We start from the raw sequence: 17,223 nt of genomic DNA, 5'->3' as shown, positions 1-17,223 counted from the left end.
ATATAGTCAAGATATTCCGTTCCCCAGTCCTCTTCTGTTGCAGGAACTGCTCCCGGCATCAGAGCCTTTGCTGCTTCATCTGCACGGACCTCCACATGCTTCTCCTTAAGGCGTCCGGCCAGTACCGGCAGAAAATCGTCCTTCACCTTACGGTTTACAAGAAGGGACTCGCATGCATTGCATACGCCCACACGCTGGGTCTTTGCATTGATCACAATATCCGCTGCCATCTGAAGATCTGCAGTCTCGTCCACATAGATATGGCAGTTTCCGGTTCCGGTCTCGATGACAGGGATCGTACTCTGGTTTACCACTGCTTTGATCAGTCCTCTTCCGCCACGTGGGATCAATACATCCACATACCGGTTCAGCTTCATAAATTCCGCAGCCGTTTCTCTGGAGGTATCCTGGATCAGCTGGATAGCATCCTCGGTAATGCCGCAGGCCTTCAATGCCTCACGGATACAGTTGACAATGGCAGTATTGGAATGGATTGCGTCGCTTCCACCCTTCAGAATCACGACATTTCCGGTTTTGAAGCAGAGACCGAATGCATCTGAGGTAACATTGGGACGCGCTTCGTAAATGATGCCGATCACACCTAAGGGAACACGTTTCTGTCCGATCAGAAGTCCGTTGGGACGTTTTTTCATACCGGTAACTTCCCCGATGGGATCTTCAAGACCGGTAAGCTGACGAAGTCCGTCTGCCATTCCTTCGATCCGCTCCGGTGTCAGCATCAAACGGTCGATCAGTCCTTCCGGCATCTGATTCTTTTTGCCGTTTTCCACATCCAGGGCATTGGCCTTCAGGATCTCATCGGTATGAGCGACAAGAGCCTTTGCCACAGCTTCCAGGGTTTTATTTTTGTCATTTGTGGAAAGATTTCGAAGGACTGTCTCCGCATCTTTCGCATTCTGTCCCAGTTTTTCAAGCATTTCATTCATTTCCAAATATTCCTGCCTTTCTTTCTGTCTTTACAGCAATATCTTACTGTGCATCGCGGTATATATTCTCTTCCGTCACAATGACCTGCGGACGGATATCCGTAGGCTCTGTGGGAACCTCCGGAAGGATCTGGAAGGAAAATCCTACTGCAACGCGGCAGACCTCCGGATGTTTTTCCAGAAAACGGTCATAAAAACCGCCGCCATAGCCTACCCGGTTGCAATTTATGTCAAAAGCCACCCCTGGCATGACCATCATGGCTTCTTCCCAGGAAACCGTTTCTCCGTCTTCCTTTGGCTCAGGGATCCCGAAGTAGCCGGATTCCAGCTGACTGAAATCGGTCAGTCTGTAAAATACCATATCCTTTCCGAAAACCTTTGGCACTGCCACTTCCTTGCCGTCTTTCCAGGCCTGCTCGATGATGTAGCGTGTGATCACTTCATGGTTATAATCTGCGTATGCCATGATCCGTTCTGCATTCCGGTATTCCGGAAGCTGTGTCAGGGCCTCTGTGATCCGGAGACTGTTTTCCCGGATCCAGGCATTGGTATGTTCTTTTCTGACTTTGAAGATCTTTTTTCTAATTTCCTTTTTTTCTTCCATATTTTTCTCCAAGATTGGTGATGCTGCCATCCTTTTCTTTGATATCGATATTATTCAGATGCGCACGGAGATTTCCTTTCACTGCATCCAGATATTCTCTCCGAAGCTTCGCCTGTTCCACCTTTTCTTCCTCGGTAAGACCTACACTTTTCTGTTTATGTGCCAGTGCGTTGATCCTGTCGATCTTGATATTGTCCATCATAATGTTATTCTCCTTAAAGCAGTTTTTCGATATAATCAATGAGGAAGAATTCTTCCTTCTTGTTTCCTACAAATAATGTTCCACAGCTCCTGCCTTCCACGATCCTGTGGATGTTGTGGAAGTCGTTTCCGTTGGCAATGACCATGTCGGCCCCTGCCGCAGTGGCGATGATCGCAGCGGTAAGCTTGGTCGCCATTCCGCCGGTACCCACATTGCTTCCTGTGGAGGATTTGCCAAGCTTACGCATATTGTCATCCATATTTTCTACAATGTCGATAAACTGTGCATCCGGATTGGAATTGGGATCGTCTGTAAAAAGACCATCAATATCGGACATGAGGATCAGAAGATCCGCATCGATCAGTGCAGCAACCACAGAGGAAAGGGTATCGTTGTCTCCGAATTTTACCAGGTTCTGGAATTCGTAGGAGGATACCGAGTCGTTCTCATTTACAATGGGGATCACCTTTTCTGCCAGAAGCTGCTGGAAAGTATTCTGGGCATTCCTGCGGTTGGTATTGTTGACCATGGTATTCTTGGTCATCAGGATCTGTGCCACCATCTGATTGTATTCCCCGAAAAGCTTCTGATAAATGGTCATCAGCCTGGCCTGTCCCACAGCTGCACAGGCCTGCTTTTTCTCAAGCTCTGCCGGCTTTCCCTTCATACCCAGTGCAGCTGCACCTACCGCAATGGCTCCGGAGGATACCAGCACTACGTCTTTCCCCTGGTTATGAAGGTCGCTGAGTTCTCTGGCCAGGATCTCCAGCTTACGGAAATCCAGTCTTCCTGTTTCTGCGTGGATCAGTGATGATGATCCGATCTTGATAACGATGCGTTTCTTGTCTTTCAGTCGTTCCCTGTAATTTGCGTTCATGTTTTTTGTTTCTCCTGATACCTGTATATTAGTCTTACTGATAAGTAACGGAATCGATCCTGTCATTCTGTACGATCTCCACCCAGGTAGTACCCGGATTCAGGCGGATCTCCTGTTCATTTCCGTCGTAATAATGCGTGATCCCCCAGGGAGAATCCTTCTCCCAGCGGATATCGATGGCTCTGCCTCTGGTAATAAACTTGCCCTCTCCGCCGGAAATGGCATCAATATTCAGATAGCCGTTTCCATCGTAGGCCGGGCAGGATGAATACTGAAGGATGATATTGTCGCAGGTAAGCGGTTCATTATCCAACTGATCCACATGTTCCTTGCCAAACTGGAATCTCTTATATTCCTTTGTCTCTTCATCGTATTCATACCACGGATGATTGTCAGTAAAATTATCCAGCTTCACAAGGCTGGCTGTGATCCCATCCGGTACAGTCTCTGTACCATCTTCTGCAAAAAGATAATGTCCGGTATATTCTTCTTTATATTCCTGGCTGTATCCCATAGCATCTATGCCTGCCTGAAGGTGGCTGGCATCTGTATAGGCATTGTGAGGTGCCTTCCTGTCTGTTGTGCGGAAAAAAGCCAGCTTGCCGATCTGGATCCCGTTGAGGTTATCGATCACATGCTGCTCCAGATAAGGCAGTGCATAGGCAGCCTGTCCGTAGTGGGCATAGATCGCATTAAATTCGTTGGCATAAAAGAGATAATAGTCACGGCAGCTGCGAACGGAACCGATTCGTTCCAGCTCATCGTAATCTTCGAGAATGCCCATAAGACGGGTAATATTACCTTCCACCGGCGCTTCGTAGACAACACCGGCATGTCCGATACCACTCTGGGGAGCTCCGACACTGTTGTTGCCCATCATCACGGCAACCGGTCTTCTCCGTCCAATGCTCTCCGGAACATTTTCGCCGGTAAGATAGCTCTTTACCTGGGTTTCTTCCTGCTTTTCCTCATTAGGGACAAAGCCTACCAGATCCTGCCCTGCTCCAAAAGCGGGAACAGTCTGGGCAATGCAGATGCATGCAGCTGTGATACCTGCCAGGATACCTGTCTTTTTCATTCTCATATATTACCTCCTTTTCTTAAAGCGGAAGAGTTTTCCGCTTAGCTTTTCCGTGGGACAGCCCGTCTAGCGGTTGATCCCCAGCTCCTTCAGTGCCGCTGCCTGCTTGGCTTCCATGACCTTTGCCTCATCCTCTGTCATATGATCATAGCCCAGAAGATGCAGCATACTGTGTGCCACCAGGAAACAGAATTCCCTTGTCACACTATGTCCGTATTCCTCTGCCTGGGCAAAAACCTTAGGCACGGAGATCATGATATCTCCAAGAAGGAGTTCATCACTGTCCAGATCAAAATAGGACTCATCCTCTTCCACAACGGAATAATCCGCCGGTGTCTCAAAGGGGATCATAGGAAATGACAGCACATCCGTAGGCGCCTGGATATTCCGGAATTCCGTATTTACCCTCTTGATCTCCTCGTTGTCTGTCAGGACAAGATTGACCTGTCCGTCATAGGGACATTTTTCCATTTCAAGAACCTTGTCCGCAACCTGGGATGCAAGGGCAGCATAGTCAATGCCCAGATCCTGATCTGTCTCATATTCGATATTTATGGTCATCTTCTGTACTCCTTATTTTTTACAGCATACCTGTCATCCTTCCTGGATTTGACAGGCTTCTGTTTTTTTTCATAATCGTCATAGGCCTGTACGATCTGCTGTACAAGTGGATGACGTACAACATCCTTGCTGGTCAGCTGACAGAATCCGATATCATCGATCTTCTTCAGCACCTTCATCGCTACATCCAGACCAGACGTGGCGTCCCTGGGAAGGTCCTTCTGGGATGCATCTCCTGTGATGATCACCTTGGAACCGAAGCCGATCCTGGTCAGGAACATCTTCATCTGGGCAGGTGTGGTATTCTGTGCCTCATCCAGGATGATGAAGGCATTATCCAGTGTACGTCCCCTCATATAGGCAAGAGGGGCAACCTCGATGAGCCCCTTCTCCATGTTTTTGGCAAAGCTGTCTGCGCCCATGATCTGATACAATGCGTCATAAAGAGGACGCAGATAGGGATCGACCTTGCTCTGGAGATCGCCAGGAAGGAATCCCAGCTTCTCGCCTGCCTCAATGGCGGGTCTGGTAAGAATGATCCTGGAAACCTCCTCATTGCGAAAAGCAGTTACTGCCATAGCCATGGCAAGATAGGTTTTGCCGGTTCCGGCAGGTCCCACGCCGAACACGATCATCTTCTTACGGATCTGTTCCACATAATCCTTCTGTCCGAGAGTCTTGGGCTTGATGGGTCTGCCCTGTATGGTATTACAGATAAAATCCCTGTCGATCTCCTCCATCACGGAGCCGATCTTCTCCATGGCAAGGGAAAGTGCGTAATTCACATTCTGCTGTGTGATGGTATTGCCTCTGCCCGCAAGTGTGTTCAGTTCCTCCACGATCGCCCTAGCCTGTGTGGCTCCCTCCTGGCTTCCCAGGATCTTAAGAGAACCGTCACGGAAGATCATGGTTACGTTCAGAGTACGTTCGATCAGCTTCAGATGCTCGTCAAACTGTCCGAAAATATTCGCCTGGCGGTCTGCCGGCACATCCACATATAATTCGATAATGCTGCTAGCCATCCTCTGGTGTCCTTTCTTTTGGCTGCGTCTTTTTTTCTGTGGGGGCTTCTCTTCCGGTCCGTTCAATGACGGTAAGAGTGCCTCTGCTGACGCAGTCCTGGTGATTTATTTCTATTTTAACATTATTTTCAGATATTTGAACCCCTTTTTCTATTAATTTTTCTTCATAGGCATAAAGCCTTTGTATGGCCTGTTTTTTTGCGGCATCCTCTGTCAGCTGCTCTTTCTGTACTTCGTACTTCCTGATCGCAGCGATCCCCAGGGTAACAGGAGAACGAAAAATCCCGATACTGAAAAGAGGTTCCCGGCTGACGAGGCGTTCCTCATTTTGTTTCAGAGGAGAGGAAAAGTCCAGAAACCAGCTTCCCAGCTGAAAAAAAAGCCTTGTTTTCTTTTTACCGGACCGTACCTTTTTCTCTATGTCCAACGGAAAGGTATCGTAATAGGCAATGGTATGTCGGATGTAAATATCCGCATCTGCCTGAACATATGCATAGCGAATGACCTCCTGGCTGTCATCGGTGATGTCCACGATCCCGGAAACCAGTTCCTGGCCTTTTTTTATTTCATCCCCGGCCCTGACAAGAGGAGTTCCCTGCCGTGTGACCATGGAATCAATCACACCGTCCAGGGTTGAAAACAAACTGCATGATCTTTCTTCCGGCTCTACTTTTTCTCCGGCAGTTCCCTCCCGGATCTCAAAACGCAGGCCCGTTCCCGAAAATCCGGCAGACACCCAGGTGATCTCCGGAAATTCTCTTCGCATGGAAGTTGCAAGTGCACTGCAGCTGATCTTTTTTCTGGATACTCCGAAACAGACCCCCTGCTCTTTCAGAAAGCTCATCAGCTGGGGTGTGGGATTTAAAATATTTCCCCGAATTTCAACGTTCCACACTCTGCCTGACAGAAAAAAAAGGAGGCAGCAAACTGCCAGAAACCCCGCGGGGATCATTTTTCTTCTTTTACAGAAAAGCAGAAAAAACAAAGGCCCTTTTTTTTTCAGGATGTGGATATGTACCCCTGTTTTTCTCCGCAGTGGCGAGATCTGCAGAAAATCCGCTACCTTCATGGTCAGCTGAAGCTCCGTCTCACCGGTGCGGATGATCCTTTTCAGATCCATTTCCCTGCCTCTGCAAAGGTTCACGAACCGCTGACATTGCTGTCCCTTAACAGAAACCCGCACAAAACCTGGGACCATTACTTATTTCCCTCCTCCAGCATAATGCTTTCGATCTGCCCGCGGATACATAGTTCAAGGGTTGTATAGCAGGGAATCACAAGGTTTTTCCCACGGATCACAAGTCTGCCGGAAGGTGTCAGTATCAGGATTTCCTCCCTTGTATAGCTCTGGATATTCCGGTAATTTTCGATCACTGCCCGGCGTTTTCCCGTAAGTATCACCTGCACCTCCCGAAATGCCGGTTCCCCGGGAAGCTCCAGAAAAGCTGACATTTTTCTCATTAAAAAAATCCTCCGGCTTTTATCATTAATCTATGCCGGAGGATTTCTTCTTATGTATCTTTCACTGTATCTGCTTTTTGTCTTTTATCTGCGGATCAGCACCATGGAAAACCAGAGAATGGTATTTCCACCCAGATTGTATTCCATAGCTTCCTTTTCTACGATCTCACTGACTACCACGCCATAGCTTTCCAGACATGGATGCATATGCTCCGGAAAACGGCATGGTTTTCCGTCCAGATAGGCACAGCGTTCACAGAAGTCACAGGATTCCGTGGAAAGTGTAAAGGTCTCATAGCCCTCTCCCTCCAGAAAATCACGTACCTTCTCTGTAAGCGCTTCGTGTTCCATTCTTGTGGAAAGCATCTCCTTCATGTTCATGATATCCGATACCTCCGCAACGCTGGAAAAGAAAATTGCTTTCGGATAACTCCGGATCTTCTTTTCGCATTCTGACAGCTCTCCCACTGCCGGAGGACAGGCCCATGTGCTTCCATAACGTTCACATTCCTGTTTACAGATCGTACGCACACGTGACTGTACTTTAATATCCCCGGTATCCAGCACACGGTACTCAAAAATGGGATACTGGGAAATAAACTCATCAAATTTTTCTTTTATACTGTTCATACCTTTAAGATCTCCTGTTCTCCAAAAAGGCTCATAACTGCTGCCTCATAGTCACCAAAATGCTGGGATTTTTTGATCTTTTTCAGATATCTGGCATAATTGGTAAAGCCCGGTGCCATATAACTCCACAATTCCTTCATGCGGAAAAGTACATTTCGTTCTCCTGAAAGATATTCCTGATAATCCCGGTAAAGACGGTCATGGAACTGCCGCAGCTTTTTCCGGTATTCTTCCCGGTGATCCTCTCCGTCTTCTTTTTGCATAATGGCATCCAGAAGATAGGGCCTTGCGATCAGGCCTCTTCCGTACATGACGCTGTCTGCATCCGGAAATTTCTCCCGGATTTCCTGATAAGCCTCCACTGAAAAAATATCCCCGTTATATCCCAGGGGAACCTTCAGCTTTTCCCTTGCCTCCTCATACAGTCCATATCTGGGAACCCCCTTATAATGATCCTTCAGAAGGCGTGGATGGATGATCAGCTCCTTCAGCGGATATCTGCCATAGATCTCAAGAAGCCGTTCCCAGTCTTCCTCATAATCCGTTCCTACTCTCGTTTTTATGGAGATCTCCATCCCGGTCTTTTCGAAGATCTCATCCAGAAAACGTTCCAGCTTATCCGGCTCGCCCAGGAAACCGGCACCCTTTCCCTTGGCTGTGACAGTTCCCGAGGGGCATCCCAGATTGAGATTTACTTCCCTGTGTCCATATTCATCCCGGAAGATATGGGCTGTTTTCACAAAATCCTCCGCATTGTTGGTCAGGATCTGGGGGATCACCGGAAGATCTCCGTTGGTTTCCGGTGATACCTCTTTGATCTCCTTGCTGCTGAGACGTTTATTGGGCTTGGCAGTGATGAAGGGAGTAAAGTATTTATCCATGGGATAAAAACAGTCATGATATGCATTCCGGTAAACCCAGTTGGTTACGCCCTCCATAGGTGCCAGATAATTCTTCATTGTTTATCCTCCTTCATCCGGAAATAGATCTGCTTTCTCCCTCCGCTTCCTGTGGGGATCCTGCCTGTCTCATAATTTCCCAGAGATTTGATAAAGGGGGTCAGCTTGGAATATCCGTAATTACGCACATCAAAATCCGGAAGTCGTTTCCCAAGCTGATCGCCCAGCTGTCCGGAGGAAAGCCATCCCTCTTCGTCAGAAAATTTCTCGATGATGGCATTAATGGCCTTGCGCACCCGCTTGAGATCTTTGTTCTTCCTGGAGCCGGAGCTGCTCTGTTTGCTGCTGTTTCCGGATTTTTTAGCTTCTGCTGCAGTAGCCAGATCTTCCTTCTTCTCTTCCTCCTGCTGGTTGCGGTAGAGAAGATCCAGATATTTAAACTGGTTGCATGCGGAAATAAACGGCTTCGGCGTCTTCTCCTCCCCCATACCCAGGACCAGCATTCCGGATTCCCGGAGCCTTGCTGCCAGACGGGTGAAATCGCTGTCCGAAGAAACAATACAATATCCATCCACATTTCCGGAATACAGAATATCCATGGCATCAATGATCATCGCTGAATCGGTGGCGTTTTTTCCGGTGGTATAGCTGTACTGCTGGATAGGGATGATGGAATCCTCTAGAAGAACCTTTTTCCAGGAGGAAAGCCGTGCACTGGTCCAGTCTCCATAGATCCGTTTGTAGGTGGCTATGCCGATGTTTGCCACTTCATCCACGATGATCTTGATGTATTTGTCTGATACATTATCTGCATCGATCAGTATTGCAATTCTTAATTCGTTGTCCATAAATCCAACCTTTTCTGTTTAATCTGTGCCGTCTCCGATGCGGATCAATGCTCCAGCATGATCTTGAGGATCTCTCTGTCTGTTTCCTTCATACCGTCTTTTCCGATCTGTCCCACACAGCTGATGGTCTCTGCGGTTTCTTCCTGGAGAATACCTGTATAAGGTGCATAAGACTGCCCGTTCATGGCAAGATGATGCGCCAGAAAGGCTGCGTCAAGACAGGCTGCGATCTTGGCAGCACAGGAGATCTTGGCCCCATCACAGATGATTCCCGGAATATTGGCGAGGGTATTCTCGATCGTTTTTTTGATCAGGGAAATATCTCCGCCTACCATATAGGTAATGGCAGCTCCGGCTGCACAGGAGGCCGATACCGCACCGCAGAAGGCAGACAGCTTCCCTATATATTGCTTCTGATAAACTGTGAGGAGATTGGAAAACACCAGAGCCCTGTAGAGGCTGTAATCCGGCAGCTCCATCTCTCTTGCATAGACGATCAGCGGAACAGAGCATGCAATTCCCTGATTTCCGCTTCCGGAATTGATGACAACCGGCATATCACAGCCACCCATACGTGCCTCAGAAGCCGCTGCAGTAAGACTTCTCATTCTGGTGAGCATATCATGTGAATAATTTTCACGGATCACGCGCCCGATACCCAGGCCGTATTTTCCGGTCATTCCCTCATGAGCAATGGCCATGTTGCTTTTGATCTGCGCATCCAGAAGCTCCTTTACATCGGAAAGCTCTACGGTATCTGCAAATTCCCGAATATCCTCCAGATTTAACAGGCTGCGGTCCGTCTCTTCCTTTTCTTCCACTGCTTTATCTGCATCAAGGAGGATCTCTCCGTTTTTGCTGATCCTGGTCACGTTGATATGGTCGTATTTGATCTCCAGGCTGACGGCATCTTCACCGGCATACATTTCGATGATAATGTGAAGGACTACCGGCGTGTCCAGAAGCTCCACCTTACAGATATCTGCCTCCAGAAGTTCCCGGCAGCGTGCCCTGCCCTTTTCATCGACTTTGGAAAGAACTTCCATATTCAGTGAGGCATCTCCTGCCACCGCCCCAAGGATCACACCTGCAGGAATCCCCTTTAAGCCTCCTGAATTGGGAATGATCACACAACGCACATTTTTGATGATATTTCCGGAACATTTTGCTACGATACGCTCCGGCTCTTTCCCAAGGATCTCTCTTGCTCTTGCCGCACCATAGGCCAGAGCGATCGGTTCTGTACATCCCATAGCCGGGATCATCTCCTCACGGAGGATCGCCAGATAGTTTTTATATATATTTTTGTCCACTTTTTTATTTACCTTCCCGTATTTTATGATTATTTCTTTTCCTGATATTTATGACATGCTACCATATGTCCCGGCTCCACCTGACGAAGTGCCGGGGTTTCCTGTCTGCAGCGTTCCTCACACCACGGACAGCGGTTATGGAAGCGACAGCCCCCGATAGATCTGGACTGTACTCCGGTATCCGTAACGATCTGATCCAGAGTTTTGACTCTCGGGTCAGGAATCGGAATCGAGGAGATCAGCATTTTTGTATAAGGATGCAGCGGATTGGAATAGAGCTTATCTGCATCTGCGATCTCCATGAGATTTCCAAGATAAAGCACCCCGATCTCATCACAGATCTTCTGGACCACCTGCAGCTGATGGCTGATGAACAGATAGGTCAGCCCGTATTTTTCCTGAAGATCCTGAAGCATCTGGACGATCTGGGCCTGCAGGGAAACATCCAGCGCAGAAATGGGTTCATCGCAGACTACAAATTCCGGCTGTACGGAAAGTGCTCTTGCAATGGAAATCCTCTGACGCTGTCCGCCGGAGAACTCATGAGGATACTTCAGAAGATCCTGTTCTTTGAGGCCAACCACGCGGATCAGTTCTTTTGCACGCTCCTTACGTTCCTTTGGAGTGTACATTTTATGGATCGCCATAGGCTCACAGATGATATCCTGCACTGTATGGCTTGGGTCCAGAGAGGAATAGGGATCCTGAAAAACGGACTGCATTTTTTTGCGGTATGGAAGCAGTTCTTTTTCCCCCATGGCTCCGATCTCTGTTCCCTCATAAAAAATCTCACCGCCTGTGGGTTTATGATAACGTAGGATTGCCTTTCCGATGGTAGATTTTCCGCTTCCGGATTCTCCTACCAGACCGAAGGTTTTCCCCTTTTCAATCGAAAAGCTTACCTGATCCACAGCCTTCAGTATGCCCGGCTTAAAGGACAGAAGCTTCGGAGATTTCTGTTTAAAATATACTTTCAGATCTTTTACTTCAATTAAGGGCTTGCTCATCTCTTCTCCTCCCTTCTGTGACAGAATATCCTGTGTCCCTCTGAAGCCTCATAATATTTCGGAAGACAGGCTTCACAGGTTTTGTCCGCATATTTACAGCGATTCAGGAAGGGACACAGATCACCGTTTCCGTCCGAAAGATCTCTCTCCAGAAACTGTTCAAAGGTACCTCCCACCCGCGGCATGCTTGCGATCAGTGCCTGTGTATAGGGATGTCCCGGATGAAGAAAGATCTCTTCTACAGTTCCCTCTTCCACCACGTAGCCACCACACATGACAGCTACCCGTTTACAGGTCTGCGCTACAACGCCCAGATCATGGGTGATCAGGATGATGCTCATATTGTTTTTTTTCTGAAGTTCCAGAAGCAGATGAAGGATCTGCGCCTGGATCGTAACGTCCAGGGCTGTGGTCGGCTCATCTGCGATCAGGATCTTCGGGTCACTGCTCATGGCCATGGCGATCATCACACGCTGGCGCATACCGCCGGAAAGCTCGTGGGGATAGCTGTTCATAGCCTTTTCCGGGTCTGTGATGCCAACGGCTGTGAGAAGCTCCAGCACCCGGGCCTTTGCTTCTTTTTTGTTCATATTGGTATGGCGCCGGATCAGCTCTACCATCTTATTGCCAACAGTGTAAACCGGATTCAGTGCGGAAAGAGAATCCTGAAAGATCATGGCGATCTCACCACCGCGGATCTCACGGAGCTCTGCTTCATTTTTCTTCAGGATATCTTCTCCCCGGAACAGGATCTCACCACCCATGATCTTACAGTTGGATGGTCCGAGACGGAGAATGGATTTGGTGGTCACGCTTTTTCCGCTTCCGGACTCTCCTACGATCCCGAAAAAATCCCCCTCACCGATGGCAAAGCCTGCACCTTTTACTGCCTGTGTCTCTCCAAGGTCTGTAAAGAAAGACACCTTCAGATCTTTTACTTCCAGTAATTTTTCCATATGTAAATGTCCTCCTTACTTGGGCTCGAATACTTTTCTTAATACTTCTCCCAGATAATTGAAGCTGACGACCGTGATCAGGATCAGGATTCCGGGGAAAATAGCCAGATACGGTGCCTGCTGGATATAGCGCTGTGCATTGCTCAGCATACTTCCCCAGGAAGCCGTAGGCGGCTGGATACCCAGGCCGAAAAAGCTCAGTGCAGATTCCATCAGGATAGCATTGGCAATGTTCATGGTTGCAGCCACGATAATGGTAGGCATGATGTTAGGCAGGATATGATGTACAATGGTGGAGAATTTCTTCTGTCCGGAGATCTTTGCATAGATGACATACTCTCTCTCGTTCAGGGAAATGGTCTCGCCACGGACGATCCTGGCAATGTTCATCCAGGTCAGAAAGCCGATGATCAGGACAATGTTCTGAAGTCCCGGTTTCAGGAAGGCATTCATAACGATCATGATCAGGAATGTCGGAAGGCTCATCAGTGCATCCACCAGACGCATCAGCACTGCATCCACCGTTCCTCCCACAAAACCGCTGATGGAACCGATGATCACACCAAGGGCTGTAGAAAGCACCATGGAAAGGAAGCCCACCAGAAGGGATGCTCTTCCTCCGTAAATACAGCGAGCCAGATAATCCCGTCCCATATCATCCGTACCGAAAAGGTGTGCCATGGATGGAGCATTCAGTCGCTCTGTGGCGCTGATGGCATTGGGATCTACCGGATACAAAAAGGCAAAAATGGAGATCAGTGCCAGCAGGATGATCGCTGCTGCACCTGCCACTGCAAGTTTATTTGTCTTAAAACCAAGTTTGATATTTTTCCAGATATTTTCTCTCATGTCCCTTTACCTCCTAACATCCTGCTTTGCGGATCCTCGGATCAAAGACAGCATACAGGATATCTGCCAGAAGATTTCCGAGCACCACGAGAAGCGCGGTAAACATGGTGATTCCCATGATCAGGGGATAATCATACTGCATAACAGCGGTCACTGCCAGCTGACCGATTCCCGGCCATGCAAAAACCTGCTCGGTGATAATGGCACCGGAAACCAGAGACTGCAGGCTCATTCCGAGAACTGTGATCATAGGAAGCATGGCATTTTTCAGTACATGCCGGAAAAGGATTCCAGACTCTTTCATTCCGTAAGCCTTCTGCACCATAACATAATCGGAGGACATTTCCGTAATGGTACTGCTTCTTAAATACCGGATGTACTGTGACGCATTTGCAAAGGTCAGAACTGCGCAGGGCATGACCATATGCAGGATCAGATCTCCTAAGGAACGGTTGCCGTCTGAATGCATACCGATACTTGGCAGGATATGGAGATGCACACTGAAGAGATAGATCAGCATGATACCGAACCAGAAAGTAGGAATGGAGATGCCTACATAACAGAACATGCTGGTGATCTTATCCAGAACACCATTTTTATTCTTTCCGGAATACAGGCCCAGTACAATGGCAATGAGAAAACCAAGCAGCATGCTGGTTCCCATTAGGATCACGGTTGCGGGAAGCCTCTCCAGCATCTGTGTCAGGACCGGTCGGTTATTCATCAGGGAATTTCCGAAATTCCCGTGAAGGATCCTTCCCAGCCACAGAAAGTACTGCTCATAGACAGGCTTTGTAAGTCCCAGGCTTTCTCTCAGGTTCTGGATATATTCTTCACTCATATTTGGTTCCACATAAGTCAGGACAGGATCTCCGGGCGCTGCTTTTGTCAGTGCAAAGCAGAGAACAGAGACAATAAACAGTGTCAGAATACACTGTATCAGACGGTTTACGATCTTCTTCAAAATGTACCTCCTTTATTTTCCCCGAAAACAGGAAATCGGCTGGCGCAAAAACGCGTCAGCCTCTTTCTGTTTCCGGTATTCATCCGCTATAAAATTATTTATTTCTCCAATGTGTAGATCTTGGAATAATCATAATAAATAGTTTTTAACAGACATTCATCAAAGCCTCCGAAATCTTTACTTACCGCATAGAAACCATTGGAATAAGCGATCGGATAGATATACATGTTATCATTGATCGTATTCTGGATCTCCTTATAAATCTCGCCACGTTTTGTCTCATCTGCAGTACTGTTGCCCTCTTCCCACAATGCATCCAGATCTGTATCCTTGATCCTGGAATAGTTGGAACGGCTGACGGAAGAACTCATGTCTGCATAAAGGCTCGGCTCTTCTCCCAGAGTGTAGAAGCTCAGTACCAGATCATAATCTGTGCACTCAGGATCCTTTGTCTTATTCTTGAAGGTAGACTCATCTGTAGGAAGAAGATTGATGGTGATTCCTACATTGGCAAGGGCAGACTGTACATACAGAGCCTCACTCTCCATTGTCTTATCTGTGGAGATATACATCAGGTTCAGAGAAAGACTTGTCTTTCCTGCTTCGGAAAGGAGCTCCTGTGCTTTAGCCGGATCATTGTCGTAGGTATTGTCCGGTTTTGTATAGTAGAGTGTATCCGGTGTAAAAATAGAATCTGCAGGCTCTGCATAATCCTCGGAAAGGAAAGCAAACTGACAGAACTCCTCTTTATTCAGTGCGTATGCGATCGCCTGACGTACCTTTACATCCTGAAGATCTTCGTTCAGCTCATTCATGAACATGGCGTTGACACGTCCGGAATTATAGGTATTGATGTTTACGTTATCGTAAGCACTGACGGTATCGTAATCATCTGCGCTGATCAAACGTGCATCCAGATCTCCGCTTGCAAGTGCCGCATTGGCGGAGCTGGAATCCTTTACGATCTTGAAGGTGATGGAATCCAGATTTACATCATCAAAATAGTCATCGAATTTTGTTACTTTATAATACTCTCCGGATTTGTATTCCTCGAACTTAAAAGGACCACTTCCCACCGGTTCATTGTTGAGATCACTTTCTCCGATATTCTCCACGCCGTCATAAATATGCTTCGGAATACAGTAAACCTGGCTCAGTCCACCAAGAAATCCTGCGGAAGATGATCCAAGGGAAATCTTGACTGTAAGGTCATCAACCTTCTCTGCCTCTACTGCCTTGTCATTAACGTATCCGTAAGAAGAATACGGAACATTCTGCTTCTCATCTACCAGCACCTGCATGGTGAATACCACATCATCGGCTGTGATCGGCTGACCGTCATGCCATTTCAGTCCGTCTTTGAGCTTCAGTGTGAATTCGCTGGCATCATCATTGGCTGTTACACTTTCGCAAAGTCCGTTTCCGTAATACATCTCTCCGTTCACGATCTCAAAAAACGGGCTGTACAGTGCCTGCATCATATCGAAGCTTGTCTGATCCACAACATAAAGCGGATTGATGTTCTGCGGATCTGCTGTTTCTGCAATGGTAATATTTCCGCCTTCCGCCTTGGTTCCTTCTGTTTCTGCTGCAAAAGCAGTCATTCCTGACATAACAGTTGTTCCTGCCACTGCAGCTACCAGAAGCGCTGCCAGTACTTTTTTTCTCATTTCCTGTTCCTCCTGTGTTTCAGTGAGTATTCCTCTTTTCCCACCAGTTTAATATGATATAAGCAAGATAATACTATACCATATTACCTTTGTCAAGCTGTCCCTGGCTCTTCAGAGATTTTTTTACTGCATTTCGTTAAAGTTTGTATTTATTCTACATACAAATCACACAGGCGTCAAGATAATTTTTCTGTATCATGCCTCTGATCTATATATATTTCCTTAATTCGTCATATTTTTGATCCAGTGTCCGTAATTGCACTTCAAAAATGCAGGCACGCATTTAAAGATCTGATCTGCATTCAGGCAGCATACCACCACTGCCGGAGATGCCTTGACCACAAATGCCATAAACATGGACAGAGGGATCACGATCCCCCAGGTACTGATCAGGTCCACCTTCATGGAATAAGCGATGCTTCCGCTTCCCCGGATGATACCACCGTTTGTCGGCATCTGATAGGACATTCCTACCATTACTACACTTAAGTCATTACCGAAAGCCCGAAGGCAACCCCTGCAATTTCCACACAGCGCAGTGTAGCAAGCAGGATCTGCGTCACCGCAAAGAAAAAGTAAGTAAACCGGATGATCGCCAGATAGGAAAGACCGGCTTCGATAATCGCCTGATCTGTTGTAAAAAGCCCCAGCAGCTGTGTTGGAAAAAGACTGGCCAGGATAAACAGCACAAGGGCAATAAAAAAGCCTGTGCTCATGGCCCAGGCACCGATCTTCCTTACCGGCTCTGTCTCTTTCTTTCCCCAGTACTGACTTCCGAATATGACAAGTCCGTCTCCCAGCGCCATAAGCAGCTGCTGAAAGACGAACTGTACCTGGTTTACGGTGGTCACACCGGATAATGCAGTTTCGCTGAAGGCTCCAAGCATAATGTTGTCCGCAAGATTGACACTTAAGGTCACTACATTCTGCAGCACCAGCATGGAGCATAATTTCAGAAAATTACGATAAAAACTCTTCATCAGTCTTTTACGATGGCAATGATATCATCTGCGTTGATCACCAGATATTTCTCACCCTCATATTTGATCTCGGTTCCTGTGTATTTTCCGTAGATCACACGGTCGCCCGGCTTTACCTGTACCGGTACTTCTTTACCGTCTACGACCTTACCGCCACCTACTGCGATAACCTCTGCCTGCTGGGTTTTCTCCTTGGAGCTGTCCGGAAGTACGATGCCGGATGCGGTTTTGTCTTCTGTCTCAAAATATTTTACGATAACTCTGTCTGCAACTGGTTTTAATGCCATATTCATTTCCTTCTTTCTGTGATTATTAGCACTCTTAAGCTTCGAGTGCTACTCTTTTTTATCAT

General features: G+C 47.5%; 21 protein-coding genes. All 21 read right to left on the bottom strand.

Annotation, left to right across the window (positions count from 1 at the left end):
- Window positions 1-947 (bottom strand): glutamate-5-semialdehyde dehydrogenase (locus tag AB5026_RS06800; protein WP_368213007.1); only part of this gene is annotated, 947 nt, incomplete at its 3' end.
- A 43-nt stretch (window positions 948-990) separates the two neighbouring features.
- Window positions 991-1,551 carry a 5-formyltetrahydrofolate cyclo-ligase gene (locus AB5026_RS06795; RefSeq protein WP_161208421.1) on the bottom strand — a complete coding sequence of 187 codons (561 nt, stop codon included), beginning with the start codon at window positions 1,549-1,551 and terminating at the stop codon, window positions 991-993.
- A complete protein-coding gene (locus tag AB5026_RS06790; protein WP_044960849.1) occupies window positions 1,529-1,750 on the bottom strand; it encodes a DUF896 domain-containing protein in 222 nt (73 codons plus the stop codon). Before AB5026_RS06790 ends, AB5026_RS06795 begins: the two co-directional genes overlap by 23 nt.
- Window positions 1,751-1,766: 16 nt before the next feature.
- On the bottom strand, window positions 1,767-2,630 hold the full coding sequence (gene proB / locus AB5026_RS06785; protein ID WP_044960851.1) for a glutamate 5-kinase: 864 nt from the start codon (window positions 2,628-2,630) through the stop codon (window positions 1,767-1,769).
- 34 nt (window positions 2,631-2,664) lie between these two features.
- On the bottom strand, window positions 2,665-3,714 hold the full coding sequence (locus AB5026_RS06780) for a DUF3048 domain-containing protein (RefSeq protein WP_022426777.1): 1,050 nt from the start codon (window positions 3,712-3,714) through the stop codon (window positions 2,665-2,667).
- A 63-nt stretch (window positions 3,715-3,777) separates the two neighbouring features.
- On the bottom strand, window positions 3,778-4,272 hold the full coding sequence (gene ybeY, locus AB5026_RS06775; protein ID WP_215638623.1) for an rRNA maturation RNase YbeY: 495 nt from the start codon (window positions 4,270-4,272) through the stop codon (window positions 3,778-3,780).
- On the bottom strand, window positions 4,269-5,294 hold the full coding sequence (locus AB5026_RS06770; protein ID WP_368213005.1) for a PhoH family protein: 1,026 nt from the start codon (window positions 5,292-5,294) through the stop codon (window positions 4,269-4,271). Before AB5026_RS06770 ends, ybeY begins: the two co-directional genes overlap by 4 nt.
- Window positions 5,287-6,492: a sporulation protein YqfD gene (locus tag AB5026_RS06765; protein WP_368213003.1), complete on the bottom strand. Its 1,206-nt coding sequence runs from the start codon at window positions 6,490-6,492 to the stop codon at window positions 5,287-5,289. Before AB5026_RS06765 ends, AB5026_RS06770 begins: the two co-directional genes overlap by 8 nt.
- A complete protein-coding gene (locus tag AB5026_RS06760) occupies window positions 6,492-6,755 on the bottom strand; it encodes a YabP/YqfC family sporulation protein (protein ID WP_015524842.1) in 264 nt (87 codons plus the stop codon). The genes AB5026_RS06765 and AB5026_RS06760 overlap by 1 nt, the downstream gene beginning before the upstream one ends.
- Window positions 6,756-6,839: 84 nt before the next feature.
- On the bottom strand, window positions 6,840-7,385 hold the full coding sequence (locus AB5026_RS06755) for a DUF2284 domain-containing protein (protein ID WP_302690472.1): 546 nt from the start codon (window positions 7,383-7,385) through the stop codon (window positions 6,840-6,842).
- Window positions 7,382-8,344 (bottom strand): tRNA-dihydrouridine synthase, encoded by a 963-nt coding sequence (locus AB5026_RS06750; RefSeq protein WP_021650541.1) that lies wholly within the window; start codon window positions 8,342-8,344, stop codon window positions 7,382-7,384. Before AB5026_RS06750 ends, AB5026_RS06755 begins: the two co-directional genes overlap by 4 nt.
- Window positions 8,341-9,132: an NYN domain-containing protein gene (locus AB5026_RS06745; RefSeq protein WP_022426781.1), complete on the bottom strand. Its 792-nt coding sequence runs from the start codon at window positions 9,130-9,132 to the stop codon at window positions 8,341-8,343. Before AB5026_RS06745 ends, AB5026_RS06750 begins: the two co-directional genes overlap by 4 nt.
- Window positions 9,133-9,176: 44 nt before the next feature.
- Complete coding sequence (locus AB5026_RS06740; RefSeq protein WP_302369344.1) at window positions 9,177-10,397, bottom strand: L-serine ammonia-lyase, iron-sulfur-dependent, subunit alpha; 1,221 nt, start codon at window positions 10,395-10,397, stop codon at window positions 9,177-9,179.
- Window positions 10,398-10,474: 77 nt separating this feature from the next.
- Complete coding sequence (locus tag AB5026_RS06735) at window positions 10,475-11,452, bottom strand: ABC transporter ATP-binding protein (RefSeq protein WP_118753087.1); 978 nt, start codon at window positions 11,450-11,452, stop codon at window positions 10,475-10,477.
- Entirely contained in the window at window positions 11,449-12,408 is a 960-nt protein-coding gene (locus AB5026_RS06730) for an ABC transporter ATP-binding protein (RefSeq protein ID WP_022426783.1), read from the bottom strand. The genes AB5026_RS06735 and AB5026_RS06730 overlap by 4 nt, the downstream gene beginning before the upstream one ends.
- Before the next feature lie 15 nt (window positions 12,409-12,423).
- On the bottom strand, window positions 12,424-13,257 hold the full coding sequence (locus AB5026_RS06725) for an ABC transporter permease (RefSeq protein WP_015524834.1): 834 nt from the start codon (window positions 13,255-13,257) through the stop codon (window positions 12,424-12,426).
- A 13-nt stretch (window positions 13,258-13,270) separates the two neighbouring features.
- On the bottom strand, window positions 13,271-14,221 hold the full coding sequence (locus AB5026_RS06720; protein WP_021650547.1) for an ABC transporter permease: 951 nt from the start codon (window positions 14,219-14,221) through the stop codon (window positions 13,271-13,273).
- Window positions 14,222-14,319: 98 nt separating this feature from the next.
- A complete protein-coding gene (locus tag AB5026_RS06715) occupies window positions 14,320-15,891 on the bottom strand; it encodes an ABC transporter substrate-binding protein (RefSeq protein ID WP_118608825.1) in 1,572 nt (523 codons plus the stop codon).
- 222 nt (window positions 15,892-16,113) lie between these two features.
- A complete protein-coding gene (locus tag AB5026_RS06710) occupies window positions 16,114-16,347 on the bottom strand; it encodes a hypothetical protein (protein ID WP_015524831.1) in 234 nt (77 codons plus the stop codon).
- Window positions 16,348-16,376: 29 nt separating this feature from the next.
- Window positions 16,377-16,871: an MATE family efflux transporter gene (locus AB5026_RS06705; RefSeq protein ID WP_330603397.1), complete on the bottom strand. Its 495-nt coding sequence runs from the start codon at window positions 16,869-16,871 to the stop codon at window positions 16,377-16,379.
- Window positions 16,871-17,158, bottom strand: a complete 288-nt coding sequence (gene groES, locus AB5026_RS06700; RefSeq protein WP_044960825.1) for a co-chaperone GroES — start codon at window positions 17,156-17,158, stop codon at window positions 16,871-16,873. The genes AB5026_RS06705 and groES overlap by 1 nt, the downstream gene beginning before the upstream one ends.
- Window positions 17,159-17,223 lie beyond the last annotated feature (65 nt).

Source organism: Blautia sp. RTP21359st1_E11_RTP21359_211015 (assembly GCF_040910705.1).
GTDB classification, from domain to species: Bacteria; Bacillota; Clostridia; order Lachnospirales; family Lachnospiraceae; genus Blautia_A; species Blautia_A fusiformis.
This window is presented reverse-complemented; position numbering and strand designations above follow the sequence as displayed.